This is a genomic window from Paenibacillus periandrae (assembly GCF_022458865.1).
GTDB classification, from domain to species: Bacteria; Bacillota; Bacilli; order Paenibacillales; family NBRC-103111; genus Paenibacillus_S; species Paenibacillus_S periandrae.
Genome location: NZ_JAJNMU010000025.1, coordinates 16,005 through 35,752, shown reverse-complemented (window position 1 = coordinate 35,752; position 19,748 = coordinate 16,005). Strand labels below are relative to the sequence as shown.

The 19,748-nt window shown below is 39.0% G+C and carries 21 protein-coding genes; 17 read left to right on the top strand and 4 right to left on the bottom strand.

Annotation, left to right across the window (positions count from 1 at the left end; all coding sequences use genetic code 11):
* The first annotated feature begins 122 nt into the window (after window positions 1-122).
* The 11 genes from LRL21_RS34235 to LRL21_RS34185 all read left to right on the top strand — a co-directional run bounded on the left by LRL21_RS34235 (window position 123) and on the right by LRL21_RS34185 (window position 9,926).
* Window positions 123-695: a YodL domain-containing protein gene (locus LRL21_RS34235; RefSeq protein WP_240420300.1), complete on the top strand. Its 573-nt coding sequence runs from the start codon at window positions 123-125 to the stop codon at window positions 693-695.
* 576 nt (window positions 696-1,271) lie between these two features.
* Window positions 1,272-2,030, top strand: coding sequence for a hypothetical protein (locus LRL21_RS34230; RefSeq protein WP_240420299.1), 759 nt, complete (start codon window positions 1,272-1,274; stop codon window positions 2,028-2,030).
* 501 nt (window positions 2,031-2,531) lie between these two features.
* Window positions 2,532-3,224 carry a hypothetical protein gene (locus LRL21_RS34225; RefSeq protein ID WP_240420298.1) on the top strand — a complete coding sequence of 231 codons (693 nt, stop codon included), beginning with the start codon at window positions 2,532-2,534 and terminating at the stop codon, window positions 3,222-3,224.
* A gap of 254 nt (window positions 3,225-3,478) precedes the next feature.
* The gene (locus LRL21_RS34220) at window positions 3,479-3,859 is read left to right on the top strand and encodes a hypothetical protein (RefSeq protein ID WP_240420297.1); all 381 of its coding nucleotides are present in this window, start codon (window positions 3,479-3,481) and stop codon (window positions 3,857-3,859) included.
* Window positions 3,860-4,199: 340 nt separating this feature from the next.
* Window positions 4,200-4,691, top strand: a complete 492-nt coding sequence (locus LRL21_RS34215; RefSeq protein ID WP_240420296.1) for a hypothetical protein — start codon at window positions 4,200-4,202, stop codon at window positions 4,689-4,691.
* 94 nt (window positions 4,692-4,785) lie between these two features.
* Window positions 4,786-5,646: a hypothetical protein gene (locus LRL21_RS34210; protein WP_240420295.1), complete on the top strand. Its 861-nt coding sequence runs from the start codon at window positions 4,786-4,788 to the stop codon at window positions 5,644-5,646.
* A gap of 73 nt (window positions 5,647-5,719) precedes the next feature.
* The gene (locus LRL21_RS34205) at window positions 5,720-6,388 is read left to right on the top strand and encodes a class B sortase (RefSeq protein WP_240420294.1); all 669 of its coding nucleotides are present in this window, start codon (window positions 5,720-5,722) and stop codon (window positions 6,386-6,388) included.
* A gap of 138 nt (window positions 6,389-6,526) precedes the next feature.
* Window positions 6,527-7,864, top strand: coding sequence for an AAA family ATPase (locus tag LRL21_RS34200; RefSeq protein ID WP_240420293.1), 1,338 nt, complete (start codon window positions 6,527-6,529; stop codon window positions 7,862-7,864).
* Window positions 7,842-8,501, top strand: coding sequence for an RloB domain-containing protein (locus tag LRL21_RS34195; RefSeq protein ID WP_240420292.1), 660 nt, complete (start codon window positions 7,842-7,844; stop codon window positions 8,499-8,501). The genes LRL21_RS34200 and LRL21_RS34195 overlap by 23 nt, the downstream gene beginning before the upstream one ends.
* Before the next feature lie 687 nt (window positions 8,502-9,188).
* Complete coding sequence (locus LRL21_RS34190) at window positions 9,189-9,452, top strand: DUF6440 family protein (protein ID WP_240420291.1); 264 nt, start codon at window positions 9,189-9,191, stop codon at window positions 9,450-9,452.
* A 153-nt stretch (window positions 9,453-9,605) separates the two neighbouring features.
* Entirely contained in the window at window positions 9,606-9,926 is a 321-nt protein-coding gene (locus LRL21_RS34185; protein WP_240420290.1) for a hypothetical protein, read from the top strand.
* Window positions 9,927-9,986: 60 nt separating this feature from the next.
* Here the strand turns inward: LRL21_RS34185 and LRL21_RS34180 are convergent, their stop codons facing one another.
* On the bottom strand, window positions 9,987-10,244 hold the full coding sequence (locus LRL21_RS34180; protein WP_240420289.1) for a hypothetical protein: 258 nt from the start codon (window positions 10,242-10,244) through the stop codon (window positions 9,987-9,989).
* A gap of 489 nt (window positions 10,245-10,733) precedes the next feature.
* On the opposite strand from LRL21_RS34180, the gene LRL21_RS34175 reads away from it, so the two are divergent.
* The gene (locus LRL21_RS34175) at window positions 10,734-10,964 is read left to right on the top strand and encodes a hypothetical protein (protein ID WP_240420288.1); all 231 of its coding nucleotides are present in this window, start codon (window positions 10,734-10,736) and stop codon (window positions 10,962-10,964) included.
* A 120-nt stretch (window positions 10,965-11,084) separates the two neighbouring features.
* Window positions 11,085-11,915 carry a stalk domain-containing protein gene (locus LRL21_RS34170; RefSeq protein ID WP_240420287.1) on the top strand — a complete coding sequence of 277 codons (831 nt, stop codon included), beginning with the start codon at window positions 11,085-11,087 and terminating at the stop codon, window positions 11,913-11,915.
* A 610-nt stretch (window positions 11,916-12,525) separates the two neighbouring features.
* On the opposite strand, the gene LRL21_RS34165 is transcribed toward LRL21_RS34170, so the two are convergent.
* Complete coding sequence (locus LRL21_RS34165) at window positions 12,526-13,560, bottom strand: tyrosine-type recombinase/integrase (RefSeq protein WP_240420286.1); 1,035 nt, start codon at window positions 13,558-13,560, stop codon at window positions 12,526-12,528.
* A 290-nt stretch (window positions 13,561-13,850) separates the two neighbouring features.
* On the opposite strand from LRL21_RS34165, the gene LRL21_RS34160 reads away from it, so the two are divergent.
* Together LRL21_RS34160 and LRL21_RS34155 are read left to right on the top strand one after the other, a co-directional pair.
* The gene (locus LRL21_RS34160) at window positions 13,851-14,147 is read left to right on the top strand and encodes a type II toxin-antitoxin system RelE family toxin (RefSeq protein WP_240420285.1); all 297 of its coding nucleotides are present in this window, start codon (window positions 13,851-13,853) and stop codon (window positions 14,145-14,147) included.
* 414 nt (window positions 14,148-14,561) lie between these two features.
* Entirely contained in the window at window positions 14,562-15,428 is an 867-nt protein-coding gene (locus LRL21_RS34155) for a hypothetical protein (RefSeq protein WP_240420284.1), read from the top strand.
* On the opposite strand, the gene LRL21_RS34150 is transcribed toward LRL21_RS34155, so the two are convergent.
* Window positions 15,363-16,100, bottom strand: coding sequence for an SDR family oxidoreductase (locus LRL21_RS34150; RefSeq protein WP_240420391.1), 738 nt, complete (start codon window positions 16,098-16,100; stop codon window positions 15,363-15,365). The genes LRL21_RS34155 and LRL21_RS34150 overlap by 66 nt on opposite strands.
* 263 nt (window positions 16,101-16,363) lie before the next feature.
* Between LRL21_RS34150 and LRL21_RS34145 the strand changes: the two genes are divergently transcribed.
* Window positions 16,364-17,179, top strand: coding sequence for a helix-turn-helix transcriptional regulator (locus tag LRL21_RS34145; RefSeq protein WP_240420283.1), 816 nt, complete (start codon window positions 16,364-16,366; stop codon window positions 17,177-17,179).
* 390 nt (window positions 17,180-17,569) lie between these two features.
* Here LRL21_RS34145 and LRL21_RS34140 read toward each other — a convergent pair whose 3' ends face one another.
* Entirely contained in the window at window positions 17,570-18,844 is a 1,275-nt protein-coding gene (locus LRL21_RS34140; RefSeq protein ID WP_240420282.1) for a WG repeat-containing protein, read from the bottom strand.
* A 164-nt stretch (window positions 18,845-19,008) separates the two neighbouring features.
* Here LRL21_RS34140 and LRL21_RS34135 point away from each other — a divergent pair, with 164 nt between their 5' ends.
* Window positions 19,009-19,734 carry a restriction endonuclease gene (locus LRL21_RS34135; RefSeq protein WP_240420281.1) on the top strand — a complete coding sequence of 242 codons (726 nt, stop codon included), beginning with the start codon at window positions 19,009-19,011 and terminating at the stop codon, window positions 19,732-19,734.
* Window positions 19,735-19,748 lie beyond the last annotated feature (14 nt).

Genomic DNA, 19,748 nt, shown 5'->3' with positions numbered 1-19,748 from the left:
TGGAGGAAGATGTAGATGGTTGTTTTCACTATTTATATCCATTGACGATGAAAACAGAATATTTGACAACTAGCTATCAGGAAAGTTTCTCTGCATCTAAACGGATTTTAGGAGGATATGCAATGAGTACATTAATAGTCTCGCAAATCAATGTTTTCATGACTAAGAAAAAGGTGGAATTTTTCCTGAATGTTATGCAGGATATCATACAAATTGCATCCAATACGGAGATTAAGAAGGAAGGACGGAGAACAATGGTAAGTATTACGATGGTTACTCCTAAATCCGAATATTTAGATTTCATTATCAACCGAATCTCAGTATTGAACTTCGATTTTAACGAAAAGCGTTTCTTTGTACACGAGATAGAAAAGGCCTATCAATCTGTCAATGAAGTTTGCATTTGGCAGATTGATGAGTTTTACATAAAGAATCTTCCATTGGATGCTAGTATTCAGACATATGGAAAAATAGATCTGTCACGCCATAAGCGCGTTTATGGAGGAACATTAGCAGGACTAAACATAGAGAGTCAGATAAAGGAAAATAAGATAGTTAAGGACGTATACCATACCTTTAACTTTTTGAGGCCATCCCAGTGTTTAGGCATCTTGATTCAAGTGGGAGACATTATCCAAATAAGAAAAATGTTTTTCTATGTGAATCAATTTGGGTTTAGACGGATAAAACTTTGAGCAGACGCAGCTGGACCATGATAGATTATCTCCGAGCACCTTTTTCTGGGTAGTTTCTAAATGATTTCTTGTGGATGGCGGGTCTATAAGTAATTAGAAATAGAAAACCAATTGGATCTGATCATAGAAAAGAAGCGGTAAGATTCCGCTTCTTTTATTTTAGGAGGCGCTATTATCAAAACCACGTATGAGAACCGTACTAAGCAGCTGCTCCGTAGTTTCTACAGGAAGTATAAACAAGGGACGTCCTTTCAAACAGGGGCTGGAAATAAAAATACTATCGTTTTGGTAGACAAGTGCAGTATCTTTGTTCAGACAAGCACTGATAGAATGCAGTTTCAAATAAGTCGTGAAAAGATGGAGAAAGCATGTACATTTTTGTTTTACATACGTACTACAACCAGGAAGCAATTAGAGAGATTTTCAAAATATAGTTCAGCCTTGCTTGGCCTATTGCTTAGAGTCTTTGGGGAACAAGGTATGGCTCGTATTGGTACTACAATGAGTGGTCTCTTGAGGTTATCACTTAAGGGAACTCGATGGTTCACTGCCGGCTGCAGCCGATCGCCAAGGGACATGGAGATAGTTAAATTCTATAATGGGCAATGGTTGCTTCTATCATATTATCATTTACGTGAAGATAAGAACAATAATTGGCGGAATCATGTGTGGAGGTTAGGCTTTAAAGGGAGAATATTGCTAGACTCAGGGGGATTTTCGCTTCATAAAGCAAAACTGAATGGTAAAATCGTGCCCGATATCAAGGTTGAAGATTATTGCGATTTTATAAAGCACCATGGGGGTACCAACATGTTTTGTGGATGGTTTAGCCTCGATAAAGTCGATGATCCTCAGTTAACGGATGCGAATACCGACTACATGATGGAACAGGGCCTTGGGGAAGAATTAATTCCAATTTGGAATATAAATAATAGCTTCATCAATTTGCAAAAATTAATACAAAAGCACGATCCTGCCATAATTGGAGTAGGTGGGTTATTATTTTGTGAGAGGCAAAAACGAAAGGGCAGACTGAACAATTTGTTTCAGCAGTTTCCCAACCAACTATTTCATGGGCTTGGAGTCAGCAATGAAGATCTGTTTAATTATGATTGGCATAGTTGTGATGGGACAGGTGTATTTTCCCCGAGAAAATATGGCAAGTTAAATACATACGATGGACAAATTCCATTGCCTGTTGGATGGACTGTAGAACAAGGAATTGGTTATGGACTAGAAATCTTTATATCACAAGAAGAGAATTATAACCACATTCACTATCGAAAACTGTTAATTCCTCCTCTTGGAATACCAGAACCGTTACAATTATTTTAGCGCTAAGTATAGCGCTTTTTTTGTCGCACAATGTCGAACAATGCATTTTAAAATATTTAATACTGGATTGAAAAAAATATAATGTACAATGAAAAAATGCTTTTTTGAGCGAATATCTTCCTATTATATATAGACAAAGAATTAAGATATTTGTGACGACTCCCATGGAAAAATTTGAGTTTGAACAAGCATATTATGATTCGTGAAATAAGTCATAATATGTCGAATAATGATTTGCAACGGTTTGCGTTTACGGATTGTCCATCACAAAAACATATGCTATACTGTGGATGTAACTTAGTTCTAATTGCTCACTTGACCTATATTTCTATATAAGCAAGCAGTAGCCTGGATTGAAGAGATAAGCCCTATAGGGTGGTATATTTCCTAAAATAGTTCTGACCATTTTTCCTAATCGGTTAAATTAGTCAGCATTATAGAGGAAAAGCCATTCAATAGGGCTTTTTATGTTATAGATATTTATTAGGAGGAGGGAATTTTATGATTATTGCTTTGTTAAGTTTTATTGGATTGTCATTAATTTTATTGACAGTTTTGATAAAAGCAAAAGGTGATGTTTCTTTTTTAGAAGGGAAGGCTTTAGATTTTCTAGATAGGGAAAAGCGATTGATTAACCAAATCGACGATCTCAAAATGCAACTTGTTCATGCCTCTCACCATTCATATAGGCATCCTGTTTCAACATCAATTGGACCCGAATTACACGAATCGGATAGTTTGATTCCTCCAGAAGAAACATCATCGGATTTATATCATCATGTAGACTATCAACGACCGAGGGACCTGGAGAATGTTGAACTTGGGAATGTTACTATGGCATTTCTTGCGAAGGTGGGAATTAAAACATTCGAAGCAGAAATTGCAGCGGAGCAAGAAGAAATTGATTCACTGGAGCAAATCAATTTTTTTGAAGAGATTGAAGTTGCTCATATCTCTTCCGTACCATCGTTAGAAAATGCTGGATTACACTACTGGGAAGGAAACATCCTTCAAAAGTTCAGCGAAGATTTTGCTTTAATTTCGAATGGAACATATCAGTACCATCTGTCCCATAATAAATTACAATACTTTCAAAATGGTGACAATGTTTGTTTGCAAGTTTTGGTTGCTGAAGCAGGAGTCAGAGAAGTACTCATGTTATGGGAACCAAATGAAATTGCTGTTTCTGCATAACATATAGGTTGTTCGGACCATATTTCCGAGCAACCTGTCTGTTTTGATTCTTCTTACCCATGTCTAATGTACGCGAAAAATATCAGAATTCCAAGAATTCTGTAAAATATATAGCCCATATTTACCAAAATTGTTATTGACAAGGAACGGGGCATTAACCTAATATTGTAACATAGTCGGTTTATTTAAAAACGGAAAATAATAGTACGTATTAATTTCCGAAATTAATAGAGGTTTTGAAAGGGGATAGCACAATGCTACCGCACGAGTCTATTGACCAAACTGTACATATGGTTAAAAAGTTAATTGAAACAGAATGTCCATTCATCACACACACACAATCCGGGGAGGGAAATAAGGGGATAGTCATCCTATACTTTACACCGAGACACGATTTACCACGCGTTGAACGTGTAACAACAGAACGACCACGATATGAGAAAGGCCGTGTTTATTTAGATAGAACCAGTCAAGTATGTGATGAAGATAATCTTCTATTTGCTCTCGATGTAATTGAATCCAAATTGCATCAAAACCAAAAACGTATGGTATCAGGAAGTATATGGTTTCATTTTTCGGGCGGTATGATCTCAGATATTGAAACAAAAAGTTCCATGATGTTCGGTGATATATGATGATGGGCCAAAAGCTAAATATATTCTTGGTTAATCAACAGCTCCCCGCTTCAGGTGGTGAGGATTGGTTCGGGCAAGCGCCCAGTCCTGCAGCTATAGAAGAGTCGCTTATGAACTGGATAAGTATTCTCCAAAAATACGGGGTACTTTGCACAATAACATGTATTATCATGTTTTACTTTTTTTATAAGATTTCTAAAATCAGAAAAAACCAAGTTTTTGCGAAATTTTGGATGGTAACTTCTTGGGGGATGGTAATATTAACAATAATATTTATCGTGTTGCCGTATATTGTATTAAGTTTTTATTAATGAATAATAGCATGAAAGAGGTGTAACTCTTGGCAAAAATATATCCCTTTCCATCAAAACAAAAAAGAACATTAAGCCTACACGAACTTTTTTTCTCTGAGGACGTGGAGGATTATTACAACTACTTTAAACAAAGTGATAATTGGCAACATGAAGTTAAACCGATGACTCTGTATGACGGTTATCCTAATGTAATGGCATGCACTGCTCCCCGTGGCGATATGGTGTGGTATGTAAATTACAAATTCAATTATGGAACTTGGCTAATTAATAAGAGTAATATGCCCATCGTGGAAAGCACAGAACTAATTTGGGGTTGGAGCCCTTTTGTACGCAAATCGGTTGCCCCCGTACATGAACCACTTAATTTAACTCAAAAAGCAATGCGTCATCATGTGACGTGGATCGTCGATGAGGGTGGCTACGGGCAGTATGGACTAGTAACAAACAAAGGAGAATTGTGGGTTCCGCATCCAAGACCGGACCACTGGAGAGATCATAATAACCCCGGCAATTCGTGAACAGCTTTTCAAAGCTGCCTTCATGATTGCCATTTTTTTTCTGGTTTTAACTGACTTAGTTACATTGAAGCTGGATTAAATGGAGGTATAAGCTATGCGGACTGCTCTATTGACTGATGGTACATTAATTCATGCAGACGATTATAATGAATCCATACATGTAAATATTCTTTGCCTGGATAAATCATGCAAGGCTCCACTTATCTACGTGCCCAAGAGTGAGAAAGCAAGCTCACATTTTAAGACAATTGGGAAAAATTCGGAATCTAAACATTCCGCCACATGCGGTTTTTATCAGCCTCTGGATATCGTGGAATCAATAGAAAAAGTAACTGAGTATCAAAGTGATATTATCCAGGCGTCATCCATAAAGAAGACTATAATTTCATTAAACATGCGTCGGCTAGATCCGGAGCACGAGCCTGCAAAAACGGACAAGGAACAACTTGATAATGAAAAAGATTCTGACAATATCAAAATAAAAGAAAAGTCAGAAAACCTTAGCTCTATAAGTTCTTTAAAAAGTGTAGTAAAACTGATGGTTCAATATGAACCTGATCTACTCTCGACAATCTTTTTTAACATTGGTTCGGGTCGAAAAATACCACTTTCCAATATGATATTAAGCCAAGAACGTGCTCACCAGTTGCTTTGGTCAGATGAAATATTTCGCGAGATTGGTTATTTCGTCTATGGTCGCATTAGTGAAATCAAAAAGCGTGAAAAAGTTATGTATATTAGTCTTGAGAAAGTTAACGATATTCCATTTACAATCGTTATTTTCGAGAAACATTTCAAGTTTTTTAAGATTTCTGAAGATAAATTGATAGAAAAGGATGTACTCATTTATGGGATTCTCCGAAAAAATGATTATCAAGAAAGAAATACCACAGAGATTGTAATTAAGAGCGACAAATACATTGAATTTTTAAAGCGTAAGAAAAGAGAAGAATAATTATATACGAGTAATTAAGGGTTGCCTATGGGTAAATTGAAAGCTATACAAAATGGATAACCACCCCGACTGGATGAAAATTATAGAGCCAGTAGCTTCAGCAGCTCAGCCCGATCCTCTCGATGAGACTTCGGCTCCTGCAGCGCAGCCATCGCCGTTCCTCAAGGTAGACTTCACCGATTTGAAAAAGCGTAATAGCGATATCATCGCTTGGCTAAAGATCGGCTCTGTCAACTTCGACATGCCCATCGTCCAAACCACCAACAATGACTTTTATCTTGATCACGATCTCGACAAGAAACCAAATTCTTTAGGTTGGGTCTTTGCAGATCCGCGATCTAATACAGAGCATCTCAACTTCAACACTGTCTTGTATGGTCACAATGCATTGAGCGGGGTTATGTTTGGCTCCTTGAAGGGATTGTTCGATCATACCGAAGAGGAGAAGCCCGACTCCCCAGTCATTCAGTTCTCAACCCCGAGCCGCCAGATGCTGTTCGAGGTCGTTTCCGTTTACGTGATCGATGAAACCGACCTGCTCTATACCAAGCAGGTATTCGCCGCCGATGCTGATCGGCAGCAGTTCATTGACCGCCTACTTGAGCGGAACGAGGTAAAGTCATTCAATAGAAGTGATCTTTCGACCTTCGATAAGTTTCTAACCCTTTCGACCTGTTATGGTTCAGCTGGCACAACGAAACGATTGGTGGTTGTAGCTAAACAAGTAGCCCTTAACGGCTAGCCTGGGGTAACCACTCCCCAATTAAAATTATTTTGCATTATTTGTGCAAAATCGTATAAATTTATTGACTAATGGCTATGATAAAGCATATATTATAAGTATGATTTTGCGAAAATAATGCAAAATGGAGGTAATTTTATGATTCTAGAATTTAGGGCGAAAAACTTTAAATCTTTTCAAGATGAGTTAGTTTTCTCAATGACACCGGCACCTAAACAAAAGGGTTTGGACTACAGTATCCTTAATGAAAAGATCGGCACAAAGGTATATAAAGGATTAAGTTCCGCAGTAATTTACGGACCAAACGCAAGTGGGAAGACCAACATTATTTCTGCAATGGATATTTTACAGCACATCGTTTTAAGAGGAAATATTAGAAATTCAGATAACAAATCTAGGTCGAATCCTGCCGCTAGCCAGTTGGAATTGATCCCTAATAAATCTGATACAGAAGGAACTCCAGTAGACTTTTCAATTAAGTTCATCGACAGTGGTGTTTTGTTTGAGTACAAATTATCGATCGATCTTGGTAAGTTTTTAGATGAGGATTACTCTCGCCGCGTTAAGTCGGAGATCCTGTATGTAAACGACAGTGTGGTTTTTTCTCGAAGTAAGTCTATAGATGACCTAAACATAGATGTTATCAAAAAATATTCAGCAAGTGATTTTGAGAAAAGTGAGATCAAAACTGCATTGAAACTAGCGAAGGGCAATCTTGAGGATGATGATCTGTTCTTAATGAACGGGTTCAAGGCAATGTTTGGTTCGAAGTTGGTAAGTATCATTAGTAATTGGTTTGAAGATAAGTTCATGGTCTTTTGTCGAGCCGATGCCTTAATGGTAATGCCCTCAAATTCTAAGAAGGACACGGTCTTGATAGACAGAACAGTCAATGATGCAGCTCGCCTATTCGGGGTAAACTCTAATGCTTTAGGTTACCATACATCTGACGATGATCCTGAACCAAAACTGATTTCTCTTATTAATGAGAAGATTGCAATTCCTGCAGAAATGTTTGAATCTTACGGCACGATTCGCTTTGTCTATAGTTTCCCTTTAATACTAAGAGCTTTGCTCACCGGAGGCACACTAGTAATCGACGAATATGATGCTTCCCTTCATCCAATGGCATTGATGTCCATCGTGAACCTTTTTCATAACGATGAATTAAACAAGAAAAAGGCGCAACTAATTTTCAACACTCATAACCCAATTTTCTTGAATTCAAACTTGTTCAGACGAGATGAAATTAAATTTGTAGAGCGTGATGAAAACACCTTCAGCAGCAACCATTATTCACTGTCCGACTTTGGAACTGCAGGCGAAAGAGGTGTAAGAAATCGCTCAGAATACATGAAGAATTACTTCATCAATCAGTATGGGGCTATCAAGGACATTGATTTCACCTCTGTGATCAAAGAATTGTTGGAAGGTAGAGGTGAATTGAACGAAGATGTCGCCACAACTAAAGAATAAATCGCAGCATTATTTCAGCGTAGAGGGCGAAACAGAGAAGTGGTATCTTGATTGGCTTCAAGATGAAATCAACGCTCATCCCGCGGCTACAAAAACGGCAGTAATAAGATCCAAGGTGGAAAAGAATCCGATATCGTATGCAAAGAGTTTAAATATTATCTCTAAAACAGTGGTCACTCATTGGTTCGATTACGAAAGTAATGATCAAGTGCATGTTACGCAGTTCCTTGAAACATTGGCTTTGCTAAAAGAAGCTAACCGCATTAAGCAAATCAAGTACTTGTTGGGGTATAGTAATCTGACCTTTGAGCTATGGATGGTATTGCACAAACAAAATTGCAACGGTCACGTCACTCATAGAGACCATTACATCCGACATGTCAACAGTGCTTTTACTGAAGACTTCCCTAACCTGAACACATACAAGGCAGAGGCTAACTTCAAACGATGCCTGCGTAAGTTAACTATAAACGATGTAAAGGCAGCAATTGACCGAGCCAAGTATATAATGCAGCAAAATCAGCAAAATAGCTTGCAATTATACGAGCATTGCGGCTTCAAGTATTATCGAGACAATCCTTCACTCACAATCCACGAATCAGTGGAACGGATTTTGAAGGATTGCGGACTTCTATAACATCATACCTATTCAAGAAGGCGACCTAAGCAGGTCGCCTTTCGTGCGTCTTGGTATATCTGCAGATTACTTGAAAACTTTCACCTAAAGAATGCAGGACGGTAATTTGTTTTAGTCGCTATTGGCTCAGCGGTAAAAATTCCACCATCGAGCCTGACAAAACGATTAAATTATTTGCCTTGTCGCCCAATACCCGTTTGATCTCACACAAGTCGTTACACATTTCGTTTGTGTGTTAGCTTCATGGCTCCCTGAACGAGTTTCCTCTATTATAATGTGTTTCACGCACCTGCTAAGATGCAGCTGCTCGAACGTGTTCCTTCTATAATAATAGAAGGAACGCGTCATTCGAGTCCTGACGTAACCCTTCAGAAGAATACATTAGATAGCTCGGTAGGGGTGACCTCCTCCGAGCCAAGTGGACAAGGTGATATAGATAAACAATATGGACCACTTGTGCGCGCGCGTATATTTGTTGAACCTTCAGACCAAACACTTTTCGGCCCTATTTCGGTTCTGGACAGTCCCGCCGCTTCTCCCGGGTATACAACTGATTCAGCGATTGTCCATGAGCATCCATTTGGTTGTCGTTCGTCAAGTTCTAAGTCTATTATTACCAGTTTGTAAGTTTAATATACATATGGAATAGGGTGTGGTGACTTGAGGTTTGGGAATAGAAGGTTAGGTATGCTGGCAATTTTCGTTTTTCTTTCCGGATGTCAGCCTTTCCCGATAGCAAAGCCTGCTCAGAAGTCTAGTTCTGTCCAGTCTGAAGTCAAGTCAGACCGCTTTTATGAGGTAGAAACTGGAGGTCCGTTTGACAATCGTTATGCTATTTATGTTGATCGTTTTACAGGTTGCCAATATATAACTAAGGGTGACTTTCATTCTGGATTTGAATTAATTCTTAATGCGGATGGCAAGCCATATTGTTCTGAGGAATCAAAATGAAAATGGAGGGAATAGGACGGATGATTTAAAATAGTAGTATCGATACTGGAAGGATGATCCACCTACAAGAGGAACTGGCACAAGATAAGTGGACAACAGGTATGAAACTTATATGTGCGAGAGATTTGGAACTGAAATTGGGGAGAGAGTAACATGGAAGAAAAAAATAATTTCACTATTGATATTAAAGCAGAAATTGAAGAATTGAGAAGCCTTCCACAAAATCCATTAAATCAAACAGGCATGGGTAAGTCATTTCTATCAAATATGCATTTTTTTAATGTTCTCTTGGAGCAAATCAAAGATTCCGATAACTCAACAACAGAAGTATTGGAAAGAATAATCTACAGAAATAGAAAATATTTAGTTAATTATGTGCTGATTGAATCTGAATTTAAGTCAGTGCATAACCAGCAATTGATGATTGGCCATAAAGCATTATTACCCGCTCAAGAGGGTGTACTTTATTCTTAATGTAGCTTAACTCACTTCTTTACATAGATTGAGAAGGCGCTTGCAAATTCAAGTGATTATTCAAACTAAATATAATAATGGTTTGCCGAATGGGCCAAGTATACGAATATCAGCAATTTCTTTTTCCTCGATATAGTGCATTTGTTCATGGGTCTCACTTTTTCTTTCAATGATAACTATATGTATTTTTCCATCAAATTTATGCCAGCGTCTAAAATATTCTCCACGTTTTACTGTACCATCTAAACTTTCAATTTCAATTGGCTGTCCGACTTTGATCATACATTGATTTCTTTTAATAAGGTTGTCCAAATGCACGATATACACTCCCCCATTCTATAATCTCACAGATAAAAGTAAATCAAAACATGTGACTCTAGTTCAATACTATCATAATATAGGTCTTTAATGAAGAAAAACATATTGCTATTGCTTACCAGAGTCGTGTTCTTTTAAAACAATAAAGAGCATGAATGAACAACTGCAACTCAGTTTACTGTCTTTCAGGGTACAACTGGGTGTAGTGTTGAGGACAGCTATCAGAAAACTGTTCAGTATTGCTTTTTCTTCCGGATATCGTCTGCGGAACGATTGATGTCCTCTGGTACAGGGTGTTCAGATATAGTAAAGCTAAAGCTTTATCTTTATACTAGCGATTCGACCGGAGTACGACGACAGCAACGGATCGAACGGTTGCATTACCTGCTCTGGGATCTTCCAGATGAGGGTAGATGTAATGATCGGAACACCGGCGCCCACTAACGGAACGGGGATTTGCAGCAAGTGCTTCGTTTCTTTCGGAAGCATATGGCTGCAATTTATCGGAACGAGCACGCGACCGCTGACGGATTTAGCAAATTACAGCACGTGCTCCCGGTTCTTCCGGAAGCAGACTTCGATCGGCACACCGTAGCCCGTGGGTGGAACGGGGATCTGCAGCACGCGCTTCTTGTTCTAACGGAAGCGTACCGTCGCAATCGATCGGGCGTTAATTTGGTTATTATTGTACATCAGGCGGATATTCGATTACGACCGTGAAACTGTACAAGGGGGATTTAGTTGTCTTTGAACATACAGGGGAATTTACCTTACATTATTAGCCAACAATAAAATGAAAAATACCGGTCTGCTTAAAGGAAAAAATACTTATCGAAATGCTTGAAAATATTGACCTTAAAGGGAACGCTGCGTTATGATTATGAACTACAAAAAGAAATACTACAAAATCAAAATACAGCAAATCACTTAGGGGGAATTAGATTGGGAAAGAGCAATAAAGCAAAATTAGTAATGAGTGGGTTTGTTTTAGGAGCCATGTTTTTTGGAGGAGTTTCTTATGCTGCCTCAGCCTCAGAAAGAATTAGTCTAGAAGCAATCTTTGGAGTGAAATTAATTCATAATGGAATTGATCAAACACCAACGGATCCAGATCAAAAACCATTTATTGCAAATGGTTCTACATACGTTCCATTAAAAGCTATTAGCGACATTTTAGGGGTACCCGTAAAATGGGATGGAGAAAATAATGCTGTTATTATAGGTCAACAGTTAAACAGCTTTATTCTTCCAGCACCATCATCATATGAATTAAGTGGACCGGATTATGTCAAAGGTAACAGTTCTTATCTAGATTTAAAACAAAATCAGCCAATGAAAGTTAATAAAAAGGATTATGGCAAGATTGGATTTACTTTAAAGAATATGTCATACGAAACCGTTGCTAAATTCCCTTTGAATGCACAATTCTCAAATTTATCGCTTACACTGGGTTTTGATGATGAAGGAGCGAATTACGCCGCTGCCCGTCATATAAGCTTCATAGATCAAGATGGAAAGGTTTTGGAAGAACGGACTATTGGACCTGGATCCGTTCAAGAGTTAAATATTAGTGTTAAAGGTGTCCTCTCTTTACATGTGAAGATCGCTAAGTCATCAGGGGGTGAGTTCCCTGCTTATATAGACCTAATAAACCCCACTTTGATTAAATAAGTATAGTTGGTGATTAGCATGTATCATTGATTCACGAAAATAAACCGCTCAATGCTATGGCATCCAAAGAATATAGGAGCATAAAAGTGATGAGAGTACGTGGGTTGGGTCTTGTGTGGGTAGTGGTTCATTCATTAATGAATCTTAAACAACAAAAAGAGAAAGGGCTATCAGCCCCGGTATGTCGAGCCACCAGGATTGCGCTGCAACCGTGTATATCTCAGTCTACAATATTATTTCGTCGTACGGCACGAAGGCGATGGCTTTCAATCACTGAAACTCCTAACTCCAAGTTCTTGAAATGTAGACTAGAACCCCAAGCTGCGATGGTTCATACAGCGCAAATATGGTATCGGCGTCTGATACATTATTCCCTCTGGTTTTCTGCAGCTGAATGAAACGGCTAAACCGCCGCTAGACCTCGTGTACTGGTATGATCCGGAGGGATCGATGATGAGAATGCAGATGCATAAGGAAGTTCATGGATTTTATCGAGAAATTAAATTTACAGAAAAAACCTTTAATGACAAGAGCACTGTATTGCTCTTGTCATTAAAGGTTTTTTTGAAAGAGAAGAAGAATTGCAGTTGTTCACTTATGAGAAATTGCATTATATTCGGTTGAATGAGTTTCTGCCGACCTTGATAGCTGCATGGTTTTCTTGCCTTCGTCTTTTTAATAGATAACGCTGTGTGGTTATTATACTGGAGTGGCCAAGTGCATCCTTTACTGCGTCAATATTAGCGCCCTCAGTTGTTAGAAAAGTGGCATAATAATGCCGGCAAGTATGAGGAGTAATGAAATCCTTTCTATGTTTAATCATATTAAGTTGTGTTTTAATAATTTCTTTTGTAAACATATTGGATAGATACTTTGTATTATAGGCAGAACCGTTACCCTTTGGAAAAAAGGGTGAAGGACAACCAGGATTAACATCAGAGCCTAGCCCCCTTCTTTTTCGAAATTCACCGATTACTTCAAAAGTGTCATTAAATATTAATACCTCACGCGGCTTACCACCCTTACCGATTACATCAAGGAAATGAAACCCAAGATGGGGTACATAGTAAAGGTTTTTCCATTGAGCTGTGGCCAATTCGTTTATTCGAAGACCTGTGCTGATCAAAATGAGAAAGAAAGTATACATAATAAAATTTCCCTTCTTAAAATGTGCGAGAAGGGTTTGAACCTCATGTTCATATAGATCCCGATTAACCAACTCATCTGCAGGCTGTGCAACCTTTTTAATTAATCGAGTAAGATCACTGTCAATAGCTTGCTTGGAATAAATGTATCTTAGAAATTGTTTTACCACTGTAATTTTTTTCCGATTTGAAGTGTTTGCATATCGGGAGGCTAGAGAGTCCTGGTATACAAGGAGATCCTCAGGAGATAGCTGGCGAATTCCACCTAAAGATTCAGTGAATTTTAGGAAATCTAGAATATCTCTCAAATATTCGGTCTTCGTACCTTCGGATCTTTTTTTTCCATATGTAGGCTCATCATGGAGGAATACATACATCAACAACAGATCCGGAAGATTGGACCAGTCTGTGTTTTTAAAGTGTTCACTCGAGATCTTGAAAAAAAGACTGGAGTCTAACCAATTTTTTGAAACGGCCATTTCGGTCTGTCTAATTAGCATTAGGATCTTCCTCTTTCACCAATTTTAAATCGTTTTGAAAAAATTGGAATAGGGGTCAATTTCTTGTCCTCCGACAAATCGTAAAATTTAAATCGCACATATAAGTATAGCATAATCTAATTAATATAGAAAAATTGAATATTTGGTTAGTTTAAAACTCAAAACGGAATATATAAATAAACCACATTTGTTTACGATATTGACTATGGAAAATTATGGTGGTAATATGAAATGTATTAGCGAATTAACGCTTTTAAGTGTAGAAGCAATAATGATTAGGGGATGATTTTATGTTTACAATCGAATTTGTTTCAAAGAGGGTTGAGAAAGAAATGAATGGTTTTAGGAAAGAGGAAATAATTACAATCCAAAATGTATTAGAGATATTAACTAACAATCCGAGGCCGCTTCATCTTGACTATGGATCCGTTAATCGATGTTCAGAGGTAAAGCGAATTAAAGCGAAGCGAATTAGAATGTTCTATACAATTGACGATAAGAAGGGGATAATTTATATTGGGAAAATAGATAACAGAGATTCCCATTGTTATGGGAAAAATATACGAACATGGTTTACTGCAAGCTAGTTCGCAAAGTGCTTAGTGAAGATCTGAATGAATAGCACTATTATATGGAAAGGAAAATGCCATTTGAGAGATTTGAATAAGATATTTAAGCAAATCTGCTGGTTTTCCGAATCGGGTATACATAGTAGTAATCAAATGGTATTGACTTTCAATCAAAAATTATTAATTACAAGGGTGTACGTACAAAAGAAAAGCAACGGGTTCGGTTCACTGTTTGGGATGGAAATAATGCTCCGGAACAGCTAGATGACTGGACTGGAGAAGTAATTGAAAGCCGGCATAATGGTGCGTTTATAGAATACATCATTCGAAGAGATATTGACCAACAAACTATTAAATTAGGGCGAGGATATATTCGGGCTGTACTTCGATGAATAATACGTTGTGTCCGTTCTTATTAAGGGGGAGTAGTTCTTGAGCGACTCGATTGATAAGCAAGAACATTTTGAAGATGTTGAATCGAAGTTAATCAAATGTGAGAGAATGCTAGCCGCACTTAAATCCCGGAGGGATACAAGGCTTGAGATTGCGGAGGAGTACCAGGAGTATTTGCAAGGAGTCAGGGAGGTTCTTAGGGCCAAAAACCGTAATATTCTCACTGGTATTCACGGAGTGGTAGCCGAGTTGTTACATGTCCCTGAACAATACGAAATTGCGATCGAGAATTTGCTTGGAAGTGCCGTTCAACATATTATTGTACAGACTACTGGGAATGCACAGGAGGCAATCAATTATCTAATGCCGCGACAACTTGGCCGCGCCGCGTTTCTCCCCTTGGATCTGATCCGAGGAACCACAATCCCATTGAGTGATCAAGCTAGTGTGTCTCAATCAAAGGGGGTTATAGGGATAGCCGTCGATCTTGTTTCCTTTGATGCCAAATATGGAGAGATATTTACTTACCTACTTGGAAATGCCATCGTTGTGGAAACCATGGAAGACGCAATCCGAATTTCTGCGAGGTTCCAAAACCATTACCATGTAGTTACATTGCAGGGGGATTTAGTCAATATAGGAGGGTTAATAATAGGAGGTGTTCCTCCTGCAAGTACTAAGAAACTACTTGGACAAAAGAGAATATTTTCGGATATCGAAGCGGATATCCGCAATGTAGAGCTAGAAATAGCTACTTTAAAATCACTTGCAAAATCGTCGATGTCACAGTCTAAAACTTATTTTTTAAAACCTGATTTTCCCCATACACCTACAAGAAGCTTAAACGAGAGTAGAACCGCCGTCCACGACAACGATCTGACCGGTAGAATAGTTCTCCCGCATTAAGTATAAAAATGCTTCGGCACCATCCTCCGGTTCGCCGATTCGCCCAACTGGAAGTGATTCCCCTACATTTTCATACATGGTGTTCCGGTGTTCCTCAGGAACGTCATTCCAAAACTCGGTACGCATAATACCGAAGCAAACGGTGTTGACGCGAAGCGGGCTCAACTCGACGGCCAACGCTCTGGTGAGCGACTCGACAGCACCGCATATGCTGGCTGCAACAGTAACTCCCTTCTGTGGACGAGCTCCGGCAACGCCGGAAGTCAACGTGATCGAACCACCCCGTCGGATGTTTCGACTGCCATATTTGGCAGCCATAAACGCTCCCCAGTATCGCAAGTTAAACAATTGCTGCGCTGTCTCGACGTCGGTGGTATCGAGATTTTCGATCATCACTGGGTCGCCGGCAGTGAAAACCAAGTGATCGAATTCCCCGATATTACTAAAAAATTTTTTAACCTGTTCCTCATTCGTCAAATCAACCGCATACCCCTCGGTACCTTCGGGCAAACGCGAAACTGCACGATCAACTTTTTCTTTTTTACTGGACACGACGACTAGGTATGCCCCTTCCCGAGCGGAGGCTTCGGCAGTCGCAAACCCGATTCCGGACGTTCCTCCAAGAATAACAACACGTTTGCCTTTGAAACTATGACCTTGTTCGATCTGCATTGTTTTCACAAAAAAATCTCCTTCGTATTCGATATTTGGCTAGACCTTGCCTAACGATTCTCATCAGCCGCGAACAGCCGATCAATGGGAAATTCGGTACAGCTTGTTTAATCTCCGGCTCCTCCTTAACAACGGACGATAACACGATTATAATCAGTCATAGAACCGATACACAGGTGTGCATTTATAGTACTTTTCCGGATACTATTGGCACGAATACTAGTATAAATACTATCACCAAATGGAGAGGAGGTAACATATTTATGAATGATGAAAGAAGACGTAAACAATTGGCTGATTTTCTCCGGTCACGTCGCTCGCGTATATCCCCAGGAGAGATGGGTTTGCAGGTTAAAACGTCACGCCGCCGCACGAAAGGCTTGAGACGGGAAGAAGTGTCAAGCTTATCGGGTATTTCCTTGCCGTGGTATACAGCACTGGAGCAGGGCCGGGACATTCATGTGTCGGAGCAAGTCCTGGAAAGCTTGGTACGAACATTACGTCTTAACAGCGACGAACGCAACCATCTTTTCGTATTGGCCAATCATTCCCCGCTTCCGCAGTCAAAAGCGGATGATGCCGTTCCTCCTTCCCTGCAGAAGATTCTGGACAGGATGGGAACTTATCCGGCGTACATTATTGATAGACGCTGGAACGTTATCGCATTGAACCAAATATCGGATACGTTGTGTAGAGACTTCAGTCGAGACCCGGAGCTCGGAAGAAATATTCTTTGGCGTGTCTTCGCGGTGGAGGATAGCAAGTTTCGCATTGTGAATTGGGAGAATGTCGCCTCTACGATGGTGGCCCATTTCAGAAGCCGGTTTGCCTTTTACATGAACGATTCGTGGTATCAAGAACTGGTCGACAAGTTATGTGACAGGAGCGAAGAATTCAGGACGCTATGGGAACGACATGATGTTTCCGATACTTTGGAAGGTGAACAAATAATCCGTCTTCCCGAAACTGAGCTGCTGACTTTCCGATACCATACTTTTAAAATCTCTGAGAGCAGCGATTTTGCAATGAGGGTGTTCACGCCAGTGTCAGAAGAAAATAAAAATATAGTTGTAGATTAGGAAAAAAAAGTATTTAGACTGGGAAAATAAAGTTATAGACTCTCACCGGCGCGCTGAACTACCTAGGATAAATCAATTGAAAACGAAAAGAGAGTGAATATGCTGGGTATTAACAAAGAAGAATTTATCGAAGATATTTCTAGCCATATTTTGAGGTAAGACGGTAGCATTCGGTGCGCCGTCTATTTATCTGTTATAGGACTGGATGCAAAAGATCGTAGATAAGACACTGACGCCTTCAGAGTTGGCGTTTCTGAATACGGTGCTGGAAGGTAGGGGAGATCGGGGTTTGAGGTTTAAATAACATAGCCCTCGATCCGGGAGGAAAGAGGGCTTAATGATTGTTTTAAAAAAACCAGTCCTAAAACATTGATCATGGTTCTATTTAATTCAATTAAGAAAGTTAATATTTATTAGGTACATTTTTTTTCCTTCTCTGGCAAAAGCGACGCCTTCATGGAATGGTGTTACCCTATCGTATTTCAACTCTACGACTTCATTTCCTGTCTTGTCGACCAAACCATATTTATTATCTTTCTGTACTCTTGCAAGACCATCACTGAATTCCCAAAAACCATCATATTGAGGTGGAATAATTTCAATTCCTTCTCTGTTAATAAGACCTCTTTTATTATCCTTCACTACTATAATAAGGCCATCATGCATATCGCCACCTAAGCCCTTATACGGAACCATAACAACTTTTTTTTCTGGCTCTTTTGTATTAAACAGACCCATTGTAGTATATGTAAATAATGCAACAATACCTTCACTGTTATCTGTGATATTAGCATGTTGCAGCTTAATGACAACATGATTTGATTTATCGATAAAGCCAATTTGACCCGGACCTTTTACAACTCTTGCAATTCCACCCTCGAAATCGTCTGCAACATCATATTGAGGTTTTATAACTTCTTTACCCAATCCATCCAGGTATCCCCATTTCTCGTCTTTCTGAAAGGCAAGTCGATCTTCGTTAAAATTCCTGTAATCATCATATAGCGGTAACTCCATAATCTCATTTCCTACATTATCTATTAATAGCCAGCTATCGTCTTTTCGAACCACGGAATAACCATTACTGAAAAATCTGGCATCATCATATTGGGGCGGTATCACTTCATAACCCGTCTTATCAATATACCCCCATTTACCATCTTTTTTGACCCTATTTAGGTATGCCGCTCTTAGAGACTCAGAACCCCCAATGGTAATATCGGTAATTTCATCATACTGTGGGGTTACGACTTCATAACCTGTCTTATCAATATACCCCCATTTGTTATTCATCTTAACCCTTATAAAGCTTTCGTCATTAACTTTCTTGTATGCTTCATATTGAGGGACTATAACTTCCTTCCCAGTCTTATCAATAAATCCCCATTTCTTATTTTTCCATACCCCAGCAAGTCCATCATTAAAATCTCCAACTTGATCATAGTCACTAAATTTAATAACTTCTTTGCCACTTTTGTCAATAAACCCCCATTTGTCAGATTTTCTAACCGCGGCAAGTCCTTCACTGAAACCGTTAAAGTTGTATGATTCGTAATCTAGTTCAATGACATTTATTTCATAGTCAGGATTCGTCTCAGCATGAACTGTGGGTATAAACGAAATTATCATGATAATCACAACTAAAAATCTCACACGTTTTCGCAATTTTTTAAACTCCTCTTTGTTTTAATATATCAAACCCAACTATACCAAATATAGGAATATAGTACCATACCTCGTTAAGATAACTTTTCATAACTGGATAAAGAAGGGGATTTATATCACATTGTCGAAATATGGAATATCTGAAATAAGAAAGGAAACATTGTATGGCTAGACGAAAAAGTAAAGCAAAGCAAGAAGATGAATTTATTAATGGGGTTTTCGGGTTATTCACTTTTGGGTCATTTTTCGGAACCTATTACTTAACTAAATCGCTATCCACCTCTTTTGGTGTTGCGGCCGTGGCTTTTGTCGCCGTAACAGTTGCAATGATTATCAGGAAGATGGACTATAAGGAAAAACTCCGACGTTCTGGAATTGCCGATATTGACAAGATGGATGGTCGGGAATTTGAGTTGTACCTGGGTGAACTGTTCAAAAAGCATAACTATGAAGTAAAGGTGACTCAAGCTAGTGGAGATTATGGAGCCGATCTTGTGATTGCCAAAGCAGGCAAATTAATTGTTGTCCAAGCTAAACGTTTTAAAAGTAATGTCGGTATTAAAGCAGTGCAAGAGGTTGTTGGTGCTATAGCTCATTACAAGGCTTCTGAGGCTTGGGTCATTACCAACAGCGACTACACTGATGCTGCTCAAGTGCTGGCTAAATCTAACAACGTCAGGCTGATCAGCCGCGAGGGATTAATCGAGTTCGTTTTGAAAATGAATCCAACTGCTGGCACACCGATTACTTTGAAAATCGATCAGGAAATAACGCCTGCAGGAATAACATGTTCCAAATGTGGGAGTGCAATGGTTTTACGCAAGGGCCCGAAAGGTGAGTTTTTGGGGTGTAGCTCATTCCCCAAATGTAGGCATGCCAAAGCAATGTAAAAGTATTCAAGCCC